Below are 16552 nucleotides of genomic sequence, written 5' to 3' on the forward strand. Positions count from 1 at the left end.
CCAGGCCAGTCAGCAGGAACAGCGCGTGTGGGAGCTTGAGCATGGCGGTATCCACCTGTTGTTTTTGTTGTTGAGTTGCGATTACAGCAGCTTGGTCAAGGCCTCACAAACGAATGGCGAATGCGCTGCTGATACTTTTTTAACCCGCACTTGAAAGTCAAAAAAGTATCAGTGCCGGGCAAAACCGGGGGTAGCGCACTGATTGCCGCTACGCGTATTTTGGCGTTATCCAATGTATAAGAGGCATCACCGTGCCCGTCAGCCGCGACAAACTATTCGAACATCGCCCCGCCGAACTCGAAGTGATCCTGCCCGAGCCGGACCACTGTTTTCGCTGGTTCGAACATGACTACCCGTATGACCTGGCGCGCTGGAACCACCACCCCGAGTTTGAGATCCACCTGATCCGCCAAGGCAGTGGCAAGTTGGTAGCGGGCGACTATATCGGTGCGTTCAGCGCCGGGCATGTGGCGCTGATCGGTCCCGACCTGCCCCACGACTGGATCGGCGACCTGGCCCCTGGCGAATACCTGACTGGCCGCGACGTGGTGCTGCAATTCGACGGCGCCGCCCTGCTCGCGCTGCGCAAAACCCTGCCGGAACTCGGCGACTTGCAACCGCTGTTCGAACAGGCCCGGCGCGGCCTTGAATTTACTGGCGAGACCGCTGTACAGGCAGCCGGGTTGATGGAAGCCATCGGCAACGCCCAAGGCCTGCAACGGTTGATCCTGTTCCTGCAACTGCTCGACACGCTAAAGAATGCACCCCAGCCGCAGGTAAAGGCGCTGGCCAGCCCCTGCTACGCGCCAACCCTGGATGCGCGCAGCGCCGAACGCATCAACAAAGCCTTCGATTACCTGATGCGCGAGCTGACCGGCGACTTGCGCCTCTCGGTCATCGCCCAGCAACTGCAGATGAGCGAACCCGGCTTCTCACGCTTCTTCAAACGCAACACCGGCCACGGATTTATAGACCTGATGCGCAAGTTCCGCGTGCAACGCGCCTGCCGCCTGTTGCTGCAAAGCGACATGTCAGTGGCGGACATCTGCTTTGAAGTGGGCTACGCCAACCTGTCCAACTTCAACCGGCACTTTCGCATCGAGATGCACCAGACGCCGAGCGAGTATCGACGCGAAACCGCGATGCATTTATTCAACCGCATCGAGAAATTGACACCCAGCCAATTTTGACCAAAAGGTCGACTAATCCCTGTTTTTTCCATACTGCTCAACCCTTTGAGCAAAGTTGGTACGCCACGTGCAAACGTTTGCGGAACGAACTTGGCCGCCAAGTTCACCACTACCCGCAGAAACGGGTTCCAACCGCGTAAGAATAGGGATTTTCAATGCACCTCACCTCAAGGCGTCCCGCTTGTTTTGGTGTTTCCTTGCTACTGGCCGCCGTTACGGGAGTACTCAGCGCACCCATTTTGGCGCAGCAAAAACCCACCGATGACTCAGCACAGGGCGAAACCCTCAGCCCTGAAACCAAAAGCCCGGAAGCCAGCCCGGTAAAAAAAGGCGTGTACATGTCGGACTGGTTCAACCAGGACCTGACCCTGATCGGCAGCAAAGACATCAGCTTCGGCCCCAAGCCGCAGGATGATGTGTACCTGGAATACGAGTATTTCGGCCGCAAAGGCCCGTTCGAGCTGTATGGCTATATCGACGTGCCGAAAATCCTCGGCATCGGTAACAGTAATGACAAAGGCGCGTGGGACCATGGTTCGCCGGTATTTATGGAGCATGAGCCGCGTATCTCCATCGACTACCTGGCCGGCCGCAGTTTGGCCATCGGTCCGTTCAAGGAATGGTATGTAGCCTTTGACTGGATCTACGACCACGGCAGTAACAAGTCCAACCGCGCCAACACCTTGTACAGCGGCCTGGGCACCGACATCGACACTCATTCGCGGGTCAACCTGTCGGCCAACTTCTATGGGCGTTACCAATGGGAAAACTACGGCGCGAGCAACGAATACTCGTGGGACGGCTATCGTGCGCAAATGAAATACATCGTGCCCATCAGCAGCTTCGATAACGGTGCCTCGCTGACCTACATCGGCTTTACCAACTACGATTTCGGCTCGGACTTGCACAAGGACAACCCGGCGCGCACCGCCAATTCATTGGTGGCCACCAACGTGCTGTTGTATTCGTTCACCCACCTGCGCTTCACCCTGGTCGGTCGTTACTTCCACAACGGCGGCAACTGGGAGGATGGCAGCGAGCTGAATTTTGGCGAAGGCAACTTCCGCGCCCGCTCGGATGGCTGGGGCTACTACGCCGGTGTCGGTTACCAATTCTGATCAAGGAGCTATAGATGAACATGCTTACCCGTCTCTCGATGGCCATCGGCCTGGCCTTTTTGCCCCACGTGGTGCTGGCCGATGCTGCGGCGCCGATCAAACCCAAAGTGATGCTGATCACCATGTTCGCCCCCGAGGCGCAAACCTGGATCGACCGCCTGGAACTCAAGCAGGAAGTCCGTGTGCCAGGCCTGTCGGCCGAATACCCGGTGATCCGCTGCAACACCCAGGACGTGTGCCTGCTGGTGACCGGCATGGGCCAGACCAACGCCGCCGCGTCCACACTGGCCCTGGCGTTGTCGCCCAAGTTCGACCTGCGCCAGAGCTACTTCCTGATTGCCGGGATCGCCGGCATCAGCCCTAAACACGGAACCATCGGCACCGCAGCCTGGGCGCATTACCTGGTGGAGTTCGGTACTCAGTGGGAGCTGGATTCGCGCGATGCGCCCAAGGATTGGCCAACCGGTTACATCGGCATCAACACCAAAGGCCCCAACGAAAAACCACCGTTGGACTACAAGACCGAAGTATTCGAGCTGAACCCGAAGTTGCAGGCCAAGGCGTTTGCCCTGTCGCAAAAGGTAGAGCTGAGCGAAAGCAAGGAATCCAGCGCCTGGCGTAAACACTACCCGGCCGCGCCGGCCAACCAGCCGCCGCAAGTCACGCGCTGCGACACTTTGGCGGGCAACACCTGGTTCTCCGGCACACGCCTGAGCGAACGCGCCGAGGTCTGGACCAAGTTGCTCACCGACAATAAAGGCGAATACTGCACCACCCAGCAGGAAGACAACTCCACCTATGAAGCCTTGCTGCGCGCCAGCCGTGAAGGGTTGGTGGATATTCAGCGCTTGGCGGTGGTGCGTGCCGGCTCTGATTTCGACCGGCCGTATCCGGGCTACAGCGAGGTGGACAACTTGCTGAAGTATGCCGACCAGGGTGGGTTTGTACCGGCGTTGGAGAACCTGTACCGCACGGGCAATCCGCTGGTACAGGCGATCCTGAAGAACTGGTCGGCCTGGGAAAAAGGCGTCCCTGAAGCCTAGTAAAAATCAAAATGTGGGAGCTGGCTTGCCTGCGATAGCAGTGGATCAGTCAATCATTCTCTGACTGACAGACCGCCATCGCAGGCAAGCCAGCTCCCACACTTTTAAGTCACGGGGTGGGCTACATTCAGCGCCTTGTCGACCAGCAGTTGCAAACCTTCCAGCATCCGACAGATACCCAGCGCGACCTTGTGTTGAGATCGTTCCCACGCTCCGCGTGGGAATGCCGCCCCGGACGCTCCGCGTCCCGCCATAGAGGATGCAAGGTGACGCGGAGCGTCACTGGATGCATTCCCACGCAGAGCGTGGGAACGATCTTAGCCCCCCATTCAAGCTACGGGGTGGGCCACATTCAGCGCCTTGTCGACTAGCAGTTGCACACCTTCCAGCATTCGGCAGATACCCAGCGCGACATTGCGTTGCGAACCCTCGATTTCAAACGCGAGGTGGTTGGCGATATCACTGATGGAAGCCAGATCCTGGGAAGCATTGACCAGCAAGGTTTCCGTACCCAAGTCTGCGCGCACGGTGAAGATGCCTTCGCTGGGTTCAGGAATGGGTTTGCCGGGGTTGAGATAGTGGTTGATCGCGCGGTAGGCGACTTCGTGCAGGGTGCTGGTGTCGTAGTCTTGATGGACTGGGGGGTTGGGGCTGTCTTTGATCATGGTGGAATCCTTCGGGAGTGGAGCCGCCACGTTTCGCGGTCAAGCGAAATAGGGTGGCAGCTATACGCGGGTTGACCGACCGGTCCCAAAGTAGCCCGGCATACCCTAAGGTATCCCGCGTACAGCTGCCGCGACACGATACAGCAGACGTAAAAAAAACGCCTGATTCGATGCGGCACATACATTTGGGGGGCAGACGGTCAAATCCGGCCGCTGAATTGGCAGCGACGCCAGTGAGGTTAGTCAGCCCGCTTCCGAGCGACAACCTGAAACCTTTGTGGGAAACGTCCGATCGAGAACACACCCTCAAGCCTGGTGAAGATCAAAATGTGGGAGCTGGCTTGCCTGCGATAGAGGTGGATCAGTCAATAACTCTCTGACTGACAGACCGCCATCGCAGGCAAGCCAGCTCCCACACTTTTTAACCGCATTAAGGCAGGAAGATGACCTTGTCCGCGCTGCCTTTGTTGACTTCCTCGTAGCACTGCACCCCATCTGCCAACGCCACCTCACGCAACCCTGTCGGCAACGGCAGCGAACCCTCATCAAAAAACCGCCCAAACTGCTCCAGCATCACCGCACATTGCTCGCAGTTGTAGAGCAATGAATTGATGCCCACCACCGAGCCGCCCTTGCGGTACAACGCCAGCGCCGGCAGCTGCACATGCCCATCAACCGGCGCCGCGATGATCGCTATGCGACCGAACGGGGCCAAACCGGCGACAGCCGCCGGCAGCCAGAAACCGGTGGTGTCGAAGATCACATCGGCGCCGCCCTTGAACACCGCATTCACCTGCCCGCCCAATGCGTCCGGTTGGCCCAGGGCAATCGCGTCGAAGCCCTGCGCCTGCAACGCCTCGACCTGATCCGCTTTGCGCACCGCCGCCAGCACCTGCGCACCGCGAATTTTCGCCAGCGCCAACGCCGCGCTGCCTACAGCACCATTGGCGCCAATCACCAGCAGCCGCGTGCCTTTGCCGACACCGCTGCGCTCCAGCGCATCCCAGGCGGTGGTGTACGGCACGCCGAGGCTGGCGGCTTGGGCAAAGCTTAGATGCGTCGGTTTATGCGCCACGCCTTTCGCCGACACCGTGAGGTACTGCGCGTGGGAGCCGTCGGCAAAAAAACCGAGGTCACGGCCGGTGCCCCACACTGCCTGGCCAACCAATTGCTGCGGGCCTTCCACCACCACACCGGCAAAGTCCCGGCCGGGAATACGCGGCAACGTCGTGTAGGGAAACCGGCCAAGTACGTTTTTAACGTCGCTGGGGTTCAAACCCGCCGCTTTAACCTGGACCAACACTTCACCGGCAGCCGGCAGCGGCTTGTCGACTTCAACGAAACTGAGGGCGGCGAGGTCGCCGGTGGCGGAAAATTGCAGTGCTTTCATGGCCAATATCCATCGAAGTGAAAAAAGAAATCAGGACAACCAACCGCTGACCAGCTCACGGCCCATGGGCCAGAGCTTCTCGCCGATCAACATCCCCATCAGCCCCACCAGGGCAATGGCAGGCGGCGCGGGTGAGCGAAAGTCCAGGGCACCATAGATCACGCCGACAAACAGGCCGATGGCGAGGGAAATGAGATAGTTCATAGGGGATAGTTCATAGGGTTTACGCCGGGTGGGTTGATGCGCTCAGTGTAGTGAGCACACCCCCGAAGCATCGGCCAAGTGCTTCAGGATTTCGGCCAAAGCCTCAACCGACGTATTGCGACGGTGCCACACCCAGTTCACGGCGGAACATGTCGCTGAAGCTGCTCGGCGAATAGCCCAAAGAGCGGGCAATGCCGCTCACCGACTGGCCCTGGATCAGTTCCGCCACCGCCGTGGCTAGCTGCACCTGACGGCGCCATTCGGCAAAGCCCATACCGAGGTTGTTCTGGAACAACCGCGCCAGGGTGCGCACGCTGGCACCCGCCGCTTCGGCATGTTGCTCAAAGGGGATTTCCAGCGAGGGCGCCGCCATCACTGCCTGGCAGGCATTTATCAAACGGCGGTCCGCCCCCAGTGGCATGGCAATGCGGATCTGCGAGCGCCGCGCGCGTTGCAACTCTAACAGCGCCAGACCGACTACGGCGTCGTAATAGGCGGTATCACCGTAATCGCCTTGATCAACCAGCGTGACGATCAGCTCACGCAGCAGCCCGCCGACTTCAATCACCTGCACCTGGCTGTCCAGCGTCGCCGCCAAGGCTGGGCGCAGGTAGATATTGCGCATCTGCAAGTCCGAGACCACGCGAATCCCGTGCTCCACACCCGGTGGCAACCACACGGCGCGCTGCGGCGGTACTACCAGAGCTTCGCGCGGTGTTTCAACCCACATCACCCCGCTCATGGCGTAGAGCAACTGGCCCCAGTCGTGGCTGTGTGGCTCCACATACAACCCACGGGGGTAGGTGCGCGCCAGTGGTTGCACGGGGACGGCATGATCAGTGAGGTCGGGAGGCGCGGCCAGGGCCATGAAGCACACATCAATCAAGGGTGAGCGGCCATGGTAATGACCGCCACCCGATAAGCCGAGCGGATTTTTAGCCGTGGGCAGACTTGGCGCACTCGCAACCGGTCGACGAGGCACACGGTTCGCCATGCGCATGGTGCTCGGCGCAGCCTTGGCAGCAGTAGCCCTTGCCGTCTTTCATCACCGCGTTGGTGCCCAGTACGCATTTGCAGTGTGGGCAGGCACAGGTTTTATCAGCCATGTTCAGACTCCTTTTGCATGGTCGTCCAGGTGCAACGGGCGCTGCACCTTAAGCAGTGACTACCGGCAAGGTTTCAAGGTTCACCGCCGTTAATCGGCCAGTCGGCTGTTGCTGCGGTACATGAACACCAGCGCCACTGCCAACAGCAGCATTGCCACGATACGGCTGCCCGACAGCTCGATGGCCGGGTTGCCCAGCCAGCCGAAGTTATCGATTAGCATGCCCATGCCCAACTGCCCGACGATCACCGCCACCGTGGCCACTGCCGTCCCCACCACGGGCACTGCGCCGACCATGACCATCATGTACACCACGCCAAACAACGCGCCGGTCAACTGCCATTTGGGCACGTCCAGCAAGCTCACGGCCTGTGCGGGTTCGAAGAAGAAAATCAACAACGCCGTGCTGATTGCGCCCACCGCAAAGGTCAATAAACTGCTGCGCAACACGCCGACCGTCTGGCCCAGGCGGCCGTTGATCGCGGCTTGCACACTCAGCACCGCACCGGCGGCAATCACCAGTACCAACAACAGAATCAGATTCATCGCTTTAACCCCGTGCAATCAGAACAAGTGCCGCCACAATCAACGCCAGGGCAATCCAGCGTTCGCCATTGACCCGTTTACGCGCGGTGCCGAACCAGCCGAAATGGTCGATCAGCACGCTCTTGCCGACCTGGCCCGAGAGGATCGCGACCATGGTCATGGCGATGCCGATATGCGGCGTGGCCAAAGTCAGCACCACCACGTACATCGGCCCCAAAAAGCCGCCGATCAACTGCCAGCGCGGCAGGTCGGTGAGTGCCGGGCCTTTTTGCGCGCCGCTGAACAGCAGCAGCAAAAACAGAATCGCCGTACCGACGCCAAAGATGCTCAACGTTGCCCACAAATGCCCGACCTGTACACCCAATGGCCCGAGCAAGCCGGCCTCAACCGACAGGCCCATGCCCGCCAGAATCACCAGCGGCAACAGCAGCAATCGCAAAAGGTTTTTTTTCGGCCTGGCCTGCGCCACGCCTTCGATGGAACTTGCCTGCATACATCACCTGCGTATCAAAAAAGGAAACATGGTGTGCATTATCCGGTGGCCGTCTTGTGCGATAAATGGGAGCATGCAAATAACACCTTTGCGTATTACGCACAGCACGGAGCCACGATGCAGGGTTTGAATGAACTGAGTTTCAAGGCATTGCGCCTGTTTGTAGCCGTGCTGGATCACGGCAGCTTTTCCGAAGTGGCACGTCGCGAAGGGCTGGCGCCCTCCTCCATCTCACGGCAAATCCAATTGATGGAACAGGCTCTCGGCCAGCAATTGCTCTACCGCCATACGCGTGCGGTCAGCCCCACCGAAGCCGGGCGGCTACTGGGGCGTCATGCGCGCCTGATGCTGGAACAGTTGGAGGCCGCCGGCCAGGCCCTGCAAGAGCAGGAAAGCGAACCCAGCGGGCTGGTGCGCATCAACGCGCCGATGGTATTCGGCCAACGCCACCTGTCACCGTGGCTGGGCGAGTTGTGCCGTCGCTACCCCAAGCTACAGTTGGATATCCAGCAAACCGACACCTACGTCGACCCGCTGCAAGACGGCACCGACCTGCTGTTTCGCATCGGCGTGCTGAACGACTCCAGCATGCAGGCGCGCATCTTCGCGCCGCAGCGTTTTCGCCTCGCGGCCAGCCCCGCCTACCTGGCCCGGCATGGCACGCCGCGCCACCCCGAAGAACTGGCCAACCATCAATGCCTGGCCTACAAAGGCATCACCGGCCAGCAGCGCTGGTTCTTCCGCCGCGGCCAGGGCGACTGGACGCCTTACAGCGTCAAAGGCCCGATCACCGGCAACCACGCCGACACCCTCACCCACGCGGCGGAACAAGGCCTTGGGCTGGTGGTGTTTCCGTCCTGGCTGATCGGCGAAGGCTTGCGCGCCGGCACCTTGCAGGCGGTACTCACGGAGTACGACGTGGCCACCACCCTTGAACCGCAACAGATTGCCGCGCTGTGGCCAGGCAGCCGGCGGCTGTCGCTGAAGGTGCGCACGGTGATTGATTATTTTGTGGAGTGTTTTGGAGCGGTGCCGTATTGGGATCGGTGAGGCTCCTCCCTCTCACTGGAAAAGCATTGGAAGGTAAAAATTCCTCGTGGGAAAAGTAGGCTCGTTCTGATTTTTCGGGCCACTATTTCAGACACGGCATATGGCAGGCAGACTTTGGCTCAATCTTTTTTTGGAGAGGTGCCATGGGTTTCGTTTATCAAAAACAATCGCGCTCTGAACGCGCGGCTAAAGCCGGTCGTCATGCCGTCTTTGATAGCTCAGCTGATTTTGGCTATATTTGGCCAAAATATGGAGATCGCCACATGATTACCGTACCGCTGGGTGAAGCAAAAAATAATCTGTCAAAGCTGGTCGATGAGGCTGCTGCTGGCAAAGTGATCACCATCGCCAAGCATGGGCGTGCGATGGCACAGCTCGTCCCCGTAGGAAAGGCCAAAGGCCGCCGGATTGGCGCAATGAAAGGCAAGCTCATTATCCCCGAAGACTTTGATGCGCCTTTACCCGATGACCTGCTGGATGCGTTTGAGGTCAACCCTTTATGAGGGTGCTATTGGATACCCATATTCTGCTGTGGACACTGAGTGATGACCCCAGGCTATCCAATAAAGCCAAAAAATTGATTGAAGACGCTGCTGAGATTTACGTCAGCGCTGCAACCTTCTGGGAAATGGCGATCAAGGTAGGCTTGGGAAAGCTCGAGGTGCAGCTGGATGAAATTCGTGAATACTGCCTGGAGAGCGGTTTCACCGAATTGCCGATCACCCCAGAACACGCGATTGCAGTGAAGGATCTTGAGCACCACCATAAAGACCCGTTCGACCGGCTTATCGTTGCGGCAGCCATGAGCGAGCCGATGAAACTGCTGACGGCCGATCCGCAGGTTGCCCAGTACACATCCTTGGCAATTCTGGTGTAGACCGCGTTGGAGCGATCACACGTTTAAGTCAAAACAACCACTGCCCAATCAACCACGCATTCGCCCCACTGATCAGCGCAAACAGAAACCACGCCAGTAACCGCGTGGGCAAGCGGTTAACGAAGGGCCCCATCAGTTGCTTGTCGTCAGTCATGCGGATCAGCGGGTACAACGCGAAAGGCAGCTGCAGGCTGAGCACCACCTGGCTCAGAATCAGCAGTTTGCCGATGGCATCGTCGCCCATCAGCCACACCCCCAGGAACGCTGGGATCAGCGCCAGCCCGCGCGTGATCAGGCGCCGCTGCCAGCACGGGATGCGCAGGTTGAGGTAACCCTCCATGATCACTTGCCCGGCGATGGTGCCGGTAAAGGTCGAACTCTGCCCCGAAGCCAACAAGGCGATGCCGAACAGGATGCTGGCGAAGGCGCCTCCCACCAATGGGTCAAGCAGGTGATAGGCGTCCTGGATCTCGACCACTTCGGTGTGGCCGGTCTTGTAAAACGCGGCGGCGGCCAACACCAGGATCGCGGCGTTGACCAGCAACGCCAGGGCCAGGGAGCCGATGGTGTCGATACGCGCCAGCTTGACCGCGTCCTGTTTGCTGGCGAGGTCTTTGCCAATCAGGCGGGTCTGCACAATCGAGGTGTGCAAATAGAGGTTATGCGGCATCACCGTGGCGCCAAGGATACCGATAGCCAAATACAACGGCGCTGCATCGCTGATGGCCGCCAGTGACGGGGTAAAGCCACTGAGTACGTCCGGCCAGTAAGGTTTGATCAGCACCAGTTCGATAAAGAAACACACGCCAATGGTTGCAACCAGCGCCAGCATGATCGCTTCCAGGCGGCGGAAACCGCGGTTTTGCAGGGCCAGGATCAATAGTGTGTCGAACGCGGTGATCACGATACCGGTCGTCAGCGATACGCCGAGCAACAAGTGAAACGCCAAGGCGCAACCGAGGACTTCAGCCAGGTCGGTAGCGATAATGGAGATTTCCGCCAACACCCATTGCGTGCGCGCGGAGCGTTTGCTGTAGCGCTCACGGCACAGTTGCGCGAGGTCTTTGCCGGTGGCGATGCCCAGGCGCGAACACAGGCACTGCACCGCCATCCCGGCCAGGCTGGCCAGCAGCACCACGAATAGCAGGCTGTAGCCGTAACGAGAACCGGCTTCGATGGCGGTAGCCCAATTGCCGGGGTCCATGTAGCCGATGGAGATCAGCAGGCCGGGGCCGGCAAACATCAGCGCCCGTTTGAAAAACGAGGCCTTGGGGTCGACGATAACGGAGCCGGCCACTTCCGGCGGGCAGAACGGAGCAGTGGCGATTTTCGGCAGGCTGAATTTCACGCGGTATCCCAGGCAAACACACAAGTCAGGGCCGCAGCTTATCAGTCCGACGCGACCGTGCGCATCACCGTCTCCCGGGGCAAGTCGAACGCTTCGACGACTTGCACCACCAGGTCCATCTCCTGGTTCAACGCTTCGCGCTCCATGCGCTGGCGAATCACGCCAATCACCAAGACCGCCAAGGTGGTGATCGAATAGGCCGGGCCGGAAAACGCACGCACGCCCGTTACCAGCAACATCGCCGCCGCCAGCGCCTGGCCCACCACCGGAATTGCGGTGGCCGCGCCGCGCCGCAAGATAAACCCGGTGAGCCCCGCCAACGCCGTGCCGCTCAGGGCGGTGGTGGCCGAGCGGCCGATATCGATACGATTGAACAGGCCCTGCTCTTTTTGCGCGGCCGCCTTAAGCTCGGCGTCGAAGGCCTGGCGGTCGGCGCGACTGAGTTTGTCCTTGTACTGCTCGATGAGTTTTTCCGCGACCTGTGCCTCGATATCTGCCAGCACCACGGTTTCAAGCGGCCCATCGAACTTGATGCCCAGCCGCTGTGCGACATCTTCGGCGATCTGGCGATAACTCACGCCATGGCCACGGGCGATGTTCATAAAGCTGTCACCGCCCATGCGTTGCAGCTCGATGGCCAGTTTCAGCGGTTCACGTACATCGGCATCGATCGAGGCACTGCGTTTTTGTGCCATCAACTCAGCCAGAAACTTAAGCTCCTCCGGCCGCGCCTGCACCAGCGCGGGGAACAGTTCCACGTCCTCCTCGGCAAAACGCACTTCGCTGCTGCGCAGGTCAGCGCGGATAAGGCCACGCCGTTCCTGCAGCAGGTCGGTGTACTGCACCACCGTTTTCAACTGCGGCCAGTAGGCGGCGTGGTCGAAGGTGGCCAGGTGAACATTGGTGACCTTGGCCTTGAGCGAGGGCGTGACGTCGATCGCATACCGGCCTATGCAGCGCTCGGTGTCCGGCTTGATGGCAAGCGCCCAGTCCTTGCTGGAGTAGCAGTTGATCACGCGCCCTTTGAGCGGCGCCGACACTTCATCCCAGGGGCTGGACGTACTGATCGCGCCACCCATCAGCAACACATTGTTAAGCGGCAATTGGCGGGCGACCTCGGGGCTGGCCAGCAGACTCTTGACCAGGATACGCGCGCCCAGGGAATGCCCGATCAGGTTGATGCGCCGCACGGGCAGCGCTTCGCCGTGCAGGTAATGGGCAAGCTCAGGCAATAGCGTCTTGGCCACTTCATCGACACGCGCCTCGACACTTTTGTAATGGTCGAGAAAGTAGGCAATCGCACGGCCCACACCCACGGTTGCCGCGCCCAGGCCGCCACCGCCAAGCATTGCGGTAATCACATCTTTAAAGGGAGCAAAAAGGTTTTCCAGAAAGTGACCCGCCGGCCAGAACAGCATCAGGTTGGTCGAGCCTTCGATGCTTGCCAGTTGTTGCGTGAAATTGCCCAGTTGCTGGCGGTTGAAGAACGCCGAATAACCGTGAACATAGAGATTGAGCACATCCCCCTGAGGCTCGCCACACAACAGAAACGTGGGCTTGCGGGTGCGGTGCATTTCATCCCACTGGTGTTGCATGGGCCGGTGACTCCTGATGACGGTGGGCGGCGATAGTAACAAAGCAGGACCGCCTGCAAGGTGAATCCTGACCAGCGTGTGAGCTTTTTAGAACAACGACACGGCCTTGGACTTGGCCAGGTAGCGCGCCGGGGAATCGCCCAGGTGACGGCGGAACAGCGCGGTGAAGGCGCTGGGGCTGCTGAAGCCCAATGCAAATGCGACCTCGGTGATCGAGGCGCCGTGGCTGAGTTGCGCGGTGGCCTCCAGCAGGCAGACTTGCTGGCGCCACGCCACGAAGGTCATGCCGGTGCTTTCCAGGAAGTGACGAGTAAAGGTCCGCCGGCTCATGCTCGACCAACTCGCCATTTGATCGAGGGACACGGTTTGCGCAGGCGCGTCCAGAAAGCGCTGGCAAGCCCTCGCCAAACGCGGTTCAGAGGGCAGCGGCGCACTGAGGGGCAAGGCCGATAGCGTACTGATTTCGTCGATCAGCAGCGTCAATACACAGTGCCGCCGCACCTTGGACGTTGCCGATGAACCCACCGCCAACGCAGCTTCCAAAAGATGCCTGAGCAGCGGCGACACCTCGAAAACCTGGCAGTACCCCTGCAGCCCTGCGCGCTCGGCGGCTTGAGCATCGAGGTAGGTATTGAGCATCACCACATCGCCGCGCATGTGCATTTCATGGGCAATGCCACCGGGCACCCAGACGGCCCGCTGCGGCGGCACCACCCAGTTGCCCAGGTCGGTGAACATTCTTAAGGCACCGGTGGAAGCATAGGCAAACTGGCCGCGCGGGTGCGTATGCCGGGCAAACACACTGCCGCACGGGTATTCACGCAGGGTCACAAGCGCTTCGGGGTCGTTGTCGTCAAAGGTCGGAATCATGGCCCGATCTTGTCAAAGTATGACCTGGCATAGCAAGCGGGCCATACGCCCGAGCTCTAACCTTCACCCCTTTGAAGCAACCGGTTCGAAGGAACGTCCATGCACAAGAAACACCTGGCACTTGCCCTGTTGGTCACGCTGGCCTGGGGGCTGAATTTCCCCATCACCAAACTGGGCCTGCGGGCCATCGACCCGTTTGTACTCACCGGCCTGCGCTTCGCCCTCGCCGCCTTGCCCCTGGTGTTCGTCATCAAGCGCCCCGCCGTGCCATTCGGTTATGTAGCGGCCTATGGCGTGATCTTCGGGCTGGGCATGTGGGGTGTGATCAACTATGGCATCCAGCTTGGGGTGAGCCCGGGGATTGCCTCATTGCTCATCCAGCTCAGCGTGTTTTTCACCCTGGGTTGGGGCTGCGTGCTATTCAAGGAGAAAATTCGCGGCGCGCAGTGGGCCGGGGCTTTTCTGGCCTTGATCGGATTAACCGGGATCATCGCCAACCAGCAAGGCGAACACGCTGCGCTCGGCGTGCTGATGATCGTGTTCAGCGCACTGGCGTGGAGCATCGGCAACGTCATCATCAAGACGTCGGGGGTTAAAGAAATCTTTTCGTTCATGGTCTGGGCCAGCCTGTTTCCGCCAATCCCGCTGTTCCTGATGGCCTGGTGGGTGCACGGCGACGGTGCGTTCGTAAGCCTCCCCGCCAACCTCGACCTCACCGCCGTGTGGTCGCTGCTGTTTCAGGTTTACCTGGCCACGCACTTTGCTTACTGGGGCTGGAACACGTTGCTCAAGGCGTACCCCGTGTCCACGGTAGCGCCGCTGTCGCTATTGATCCCGGTGTTCGGGATTGCCAGTTCGATGTTGATACTGGGCGAGCGTGTTTCCACAGCCAATCTGGTCTTTATCGCAGTGATTATCAGCGGCTTGGCAGTCGGGCTTTATCGCAAACCGATTGTGCATACCGGTAGATAGTCATGACAGAAACTTGGGATATTGTTCGCGCATTCGCTCTATTAGCATTCGTCGGATCGTGTATTCAACCGAGGAAATACCATGAGCATGCCCGAATTTTTTGTCACCCCAGGCTATGGCGATACCATGCGCGAACACCTGCACTATTCCCAAGCAGTGAAAATCGGTAACCGCGTGGAAACGTCAGGCCAGGGCGGCTGGGACGATGAGTTCCAGATCCCCGCCGACCTCAGTGAAGAAATCGCCCAGGCGTTTCACAACCTGGACCGAACCCTGGCCACCGCCGGCGCGGGTTGGGAGCATGTGATTCACATAAACTCCTACCACGTCGGTGGGTTTGCACCTGAGGTCAACGAAGCGATGGTCCAGCAATACCGGCGCTACATGCCCCACCATGCGCCGATCTGGACGCAAGTCGGCGTCGAGGCCCTGGGACTGCCAACCATGCGCGTGGAGATACGCGTAACCGCGATTATTCCCTGACCCCAAACGTGCGGATCACCCACTCGGTAAAGACCTTGAGCCGCGCACTCTGATGACGGTTAGGTGGGTAGAGGATATGCAATGGCGTGGCCGGGCGCGACCAACCCGGCAGCACCTCAACCAACTGGCCGGTATCGAGGTAGTGCTGCACGATCGACTTGAAGTGCTGCCCCACACCAAGGCCCGCGAGCAGCATTTCCTTGAGGCCGTTGCCTTCGTTAGTCGAAAAAGCGCAGTCGTTGACCTCGATACGTTGCTGGCCCTGCTCAAAAATCAGCGGCTCCGGCTTGCCCGACCCAGCAAAAAAATACCCGGCCCTGAGGTGGTTGTTTACAAGGTCTTCGGGCGAAACCGGCAAACCCCGGCGCGCCACGTAACTGGGTGCCGCACAGGTCAGGTATTCAAGGTCCGCCACCTTGCGCCCGATCATCGCCATGTCTTCCAGCTTGCCAGCACGGATCACGCAATCGGCGCCCTCCCCGACAATATTCACCGCACGGTCGCTGATGCCCAAGGCGATGGTGATATCGGGGTACTCACGATGAAAGTCCACCAACGCCGGAATCAACAGGCAATTGGCAAACGAGGCCGGTGCATCCACGCGCAGGTGCCCGCCGGGCTTGAGGATCTGCCCGCGTGCGGCGCTGTCCACTTCATCCAGCTCAGCCACCAGCCGTCGCGCATGGCGGTAATACTCCAGCCCTTCAAGCGTGGGCGCCAGGGCGCGGGTGGTTCGGTGCATCAGCTGGGTACCCAGGTGTCTTTCCAGGTCAGTGATGAGTTTGCTGACGGTAGAGCGTGGCAGCGCCAACTGGTCGGATGCACGGCTGAATGAACCGGTATCGACAACACGGACGAAGGCGCGCATGGCCAGGAGCTGATTCATCGGGGTGGTCCACTGTGACTTAGTGAGCGAAGTTGTCGATCTTGACCTGGCCATCCGGGAAGGTCGCGATGATTTCCAACTCGCCGCCCATTGCCCGGATGTAGTCACGCAGCGTGCTGATGTACATGTCGGTACGCCGCTCCATCTTGGAAACCGCTGCCTGGTTGATATTCAACGCCTTGGCCAGGCTTTCCTGGCTCAGTTGCTGGGCCTTGCGCAGCTCATGCAGGGGCATTTCCTTGAGGTGCTGGCGGAACAGCTGCTCGGCTTCGGCACGCGACTGCGGGGTCATGCGCGCTTGAAGTTCAGCGAATTTTTTAGCCATGGTGACGGGCCTCTTTACGCAATGTTTGCAAATGGATGTCGTACACATTTTCGGCCAAGGGCACATGCACCTCGTACCACCTGGGGTGTGCGGCTTTATCGCCGCCGATCAGCAGGACAGCGCAGCGCCGGGGATCAAATGCATACAGCACTCGATAGGGCCGGCCGGCGTGCCGGACCCGCAGTTCCCGCAGGTTGCCATGCCGGGAACCCTTGATATCACTGGTATGGGGGAAGCCCAGGCCAGGCCCGAAAAGCCCCAGCAGATCTACGCTGGCGGACACGGAGACTTGCTCCTTTGCGCCCAGTTCATCCCACCATTCTGCGAATTCATCCGTGTATTCAACGTCCCAATCCATGCGAATATGCCACCTAAGGAATATAAACTCAAGG

At 59.7% G+C, this 16552-nt stretch carries 21 protein-coding genes; 8 read left to right on the forward strand and 13 right to left on the reverse strand.

Features of this window, described 5'->3' with window-relative positions; all coding sequences use genetic code 11:
* Positions 1–251 precede the first annotated feature (251 nt).
* The 3 genes from HX790_RS00395 (at position 252) to HX790_RS00405 (ending at position 3351) form a co-directional block, all read left to right on the forward strand.
* On the forward strand, positions 252–1190 hold the full coding sequence (locus tag HX790_RS00395) for an AraC family transcriptional regulator (protein ID WP_017139611.1): 939 nt from the start codon (positions 252–254) through the stop codon (positions 1188–1190).
* A 155-nt stretch (positions 1191–1345) separates the two neighbouring features.
* The gene (locus HX790_RS00400; RefSeq protein WP_017139612.1) at positions 1346–2308 is read left to right on the forward strand and encodes a nucleoside-specific channel-forming protein Tsx; all 963 of its coding nucleotides are present in this window, start codon (positions 1346–1348) and stop codon (positions 2306–2308) included.
* A gap of 14 nt (positions 2309–2322) precedes the next feature.
* Positions 2323–3351 carry a purine nucleoside permease gene (locus HX790_RS00405; protein ID WP_017139613.1) on the forward strand — a complete coding sequence of 343 codons (1029 nt, stop codon included), beginning with the start codon at positions 2323–2325 and terminating at the stop codon, positions 3349–3351.
* A 329-nt stretch (positions 3352–3680) separates the two neighbouring features.
* Here the strand turns inward: HX790_RS00405 and HX790_RS00410 are convergent, their stop codons facing one another.
* The 7 genes from HX790_RS00410 to HX790_RS00440 form a co-directional block, all read right to left on the reverse strand.
* Entirely contained in the window at positions 3681–4016 is a 336-nt protein-coding gene (locus tag HX790_RS00410) for a DUF6124 family protein (RefSeq protein WP_017139614.1), read from the reverse strand.
* Positions 4017–4446: 430 nt separating this feature from the next.
* Positions 4447–5406 (reverse strand): zinc-binding alcohol dehydrogenase family protein, encoded by a 960-nt coding sequence (locus HX790_RS00415; protein ID WP_099549270.1) that lies wholly within the window; start codon positions 5404–5406, stop codon positions 4447–4449.
* A 30-nt stretch (positions 5407–5436) separates the two neighbouring features.
* Positions 5437–5610 carry a DUF1427 family protein gene (locus tag HX790_RS00420; RefSeq protein WP_017139616.1) on the reverse strand — a complete coding sequence of 58 codons (174 nt, stop codon included), beginning with the start codon at positions 5608–5610 and terminating at the stop codon, positions 5437–5439.
* A 103-nt stretch (positions 5611–5713) separates the two neighbouring features.
* Positions 5714–6478, reverse strand: coding sequence for a helix-turn-helix transcriptional regulator (locus tag HX790_RS00425; protein ID WP_017139617.1), 765 nt, complete (start codon positions 6476–6478; stop codon positions 5714–5716).
* Positions 6479–6545: 67 nt separating this feature from the next.
* Positions 6546–6716: a metallothionein gene (locus HX790_RS00430; protein ID WP_017139618.1), complete on the reverse strand. Its 171-nt coding sequence runs from the start codon at positions 6714–6716 to the stop codon at positions 6546–6548.
* Between the two features lie 89 nt (positions 6717–6805).
* The gene (locus HX790_RS00435; RefSeq protein WP_017139619.1) at positions 6806–7261 is read right to left on the reverse strand and encodes a DMT family transporter; all 456 of its coding nucleotides are present in this window, start codon (positions 7259–7261) and stop codon (positions 6806–6808) included.
* Positions 7262–7265: 4 nt separating this feature from the next.
* Positions 7266–7754, reverse strand: a complete 489-nt coding sequence (locus tag HX790_RS00440; protein ID WP_017139620.1) for a DMT family transporter — start codon at positions 7752–7754, stop codon at positions 7266–7268.
* A gap of 117 nt (positions 7755–7871) precedes the next feature.
* On the opposite strand from HX790_RS00440, the gene HX790_RS00445 reads away from it, so the two are divergent.
* The 3 genes from HX790_RS00445 to HX790_RS00455 all read left to right on the forward strand — a co-directional run bounded on the left by HX790_RS00445 (position 7872) and on the right by HX790_RS00455 (position 9681).
* Positions 7872–8804, forward strand: a complete 933-nt coding sequence (locus tag HX790_RS00445) for a LysR family transcriptional regulator (RefSeq protein ID WP_017139621.1) — start codon at positions 7872–7874, stop codon at positions 8802–8804.
* Between the two features lie 143 nt (positions 8805–8947).
* Positions 8948–9307: a type II toxin-antitoxin system Phd/YefM family antitoxin gene (locus HX790_RS00450; RefSeq protein WP_099549267.1), complete on the forward strand. Its 360-nt coding sequence runs from the start codon at positions 8948–8950 to the stop codon at positions 9305–9307.
* The gene (locus HX790_RS00455) at positions 9304–9681 is read left to right on the forward strand and encodes a type II toxin-antitoxin system VapC family toxin (RefSeq protein ID WP_026013886.1); all 378 of its coding nucleotides are present in this window, start codon (positions 9304–9306) and stop codon (positions 9679–9681) included. The genes HX790_RS00450 and HX790_RS00455 overlap by 4 nt, the downstream gene beginning before the upstream one ends.
* Before the next feature lie 28 nt (positions 9682–9709).
* Here the strand turns inward: HX790_RS00455 and HX790_RS00460 are convergent, their stop codons facing one another.
* From HX790_RS00460 to HX790_RS00470, 3 genes are all read right to left on the reverse strand, one after another.
* Complete coding sequence (locus HX790_RS00460) at positions 9710–11029, reverse strand: Nramp family divalent metal transporter (RefSeq protein ID WP_017139624.1); 1320 nt, start codon at positions 11027–11029, stop codon at positions 9710–9712.
* A 41-nt stretch (positions 11030–11070) separates the two neighbouring features.
* Positions 11071–12624 (reverse strand): DUF726 domain-containing protein, encoded by a 1554-nt coding sequence (locus HX790_RS00465; protein ID WP_017139625.1) that lies wholly within the window; start codon positions 12622–12624, stop codon positions 11071–11073.
* 87 nt (positions 12625–12711) lie between these two features.
* Entirely contained in the window at positions 12712–13494 is a 783-nt protein-coding gene (locus HX790_RS00470) for a helix-turn-helix domain-containing protein (RefSeq protein ID WP_138451498.1), read from the reverse strand.
* 99 nt (positions 13495–13593) lie between these two features.
* Here HX790_RS00470 and HX790_RS00475 point away from each other — a divergent pair, with 99 nt between their 5' ends.
* A complete protein-coding gene (locus HX790_RS00475) occupies positions 13594–14466 on the forward strand; it encodes an EamA family transporter (RefSeq protein WP_176991096.1) in 873 nt (290 codons plus the stop codon).
* A gap of 81 nt (positions 14467–14547) precedes the next feature.
* Positions 14548–14949 (forward strand): RidA family protein, encoded by a 402-nt coding sequence (locus HX790_RS00480; RefSeq protein ID WP_017139628.1) that lies wholly within the window; start codon positions 14548–14550, stop codon positions 14947–14949.
* Here HX790_RS00480 and HX790_RS00485 read toward each other — a convergent pair.
* The 3 genes from HX790_RS00485 to HX790_RS00495 are packed head-to-tail and all read right to left on the reverse strand — an operon-like array spanning position 14939 to position 16518.
* The gene (locus HX790_RS00485) at positions 14939–15835 is read right to left on the reverse strand and encodes a LysR family transcriptional regulator (protein WP_017139629.1); all 897 of its coding nucleotides are present in this window, start codon (positions 15833–15835) and stop codon (positions 14939–14941) included. The genes HX790_RS00480 and HX790_RS00485 overlap by 11 nt on opposite strands.
* A gap of 19 nt (positions 15836–15854) precedes the next feature.
* Entirely contained in the window at positions 15855–16160 is a 306-nt protein-coding gene (locus tag HX790_RS00490) for an XRE family transcriptional regulator (RefSeq protein ID WP_017139630.1), read from the reverse strand.
* On the reverse strand, positions 16153–16518 hold the full coding sequence (locus HX790_RS00495) for a type II toxin-antitoxin system RelE/ParE family toxin (RefSeq protein WP_080593813.1): 366 nt from the start codon (positions 16516–16518) through the stop codon (positions 16153–16155). The genes HX790_RS00490 and HX790_RS00495 overlap by 8 nt, the downstream gene beginning before the upstream one ends.
* Positions 16519–16552 lie beyond the last annotated feature (34 nt).

The organism is Pseudomonas sp. IPO3747, assembly GCF_013385245.1.
Lineage (GTDB): Bacteria > Pseudomonadota > Gammaproteobacteria > Pseudomonadales > Pseudomonadaceae > Aquipseudomonas > Aquipseudomonas edaphica.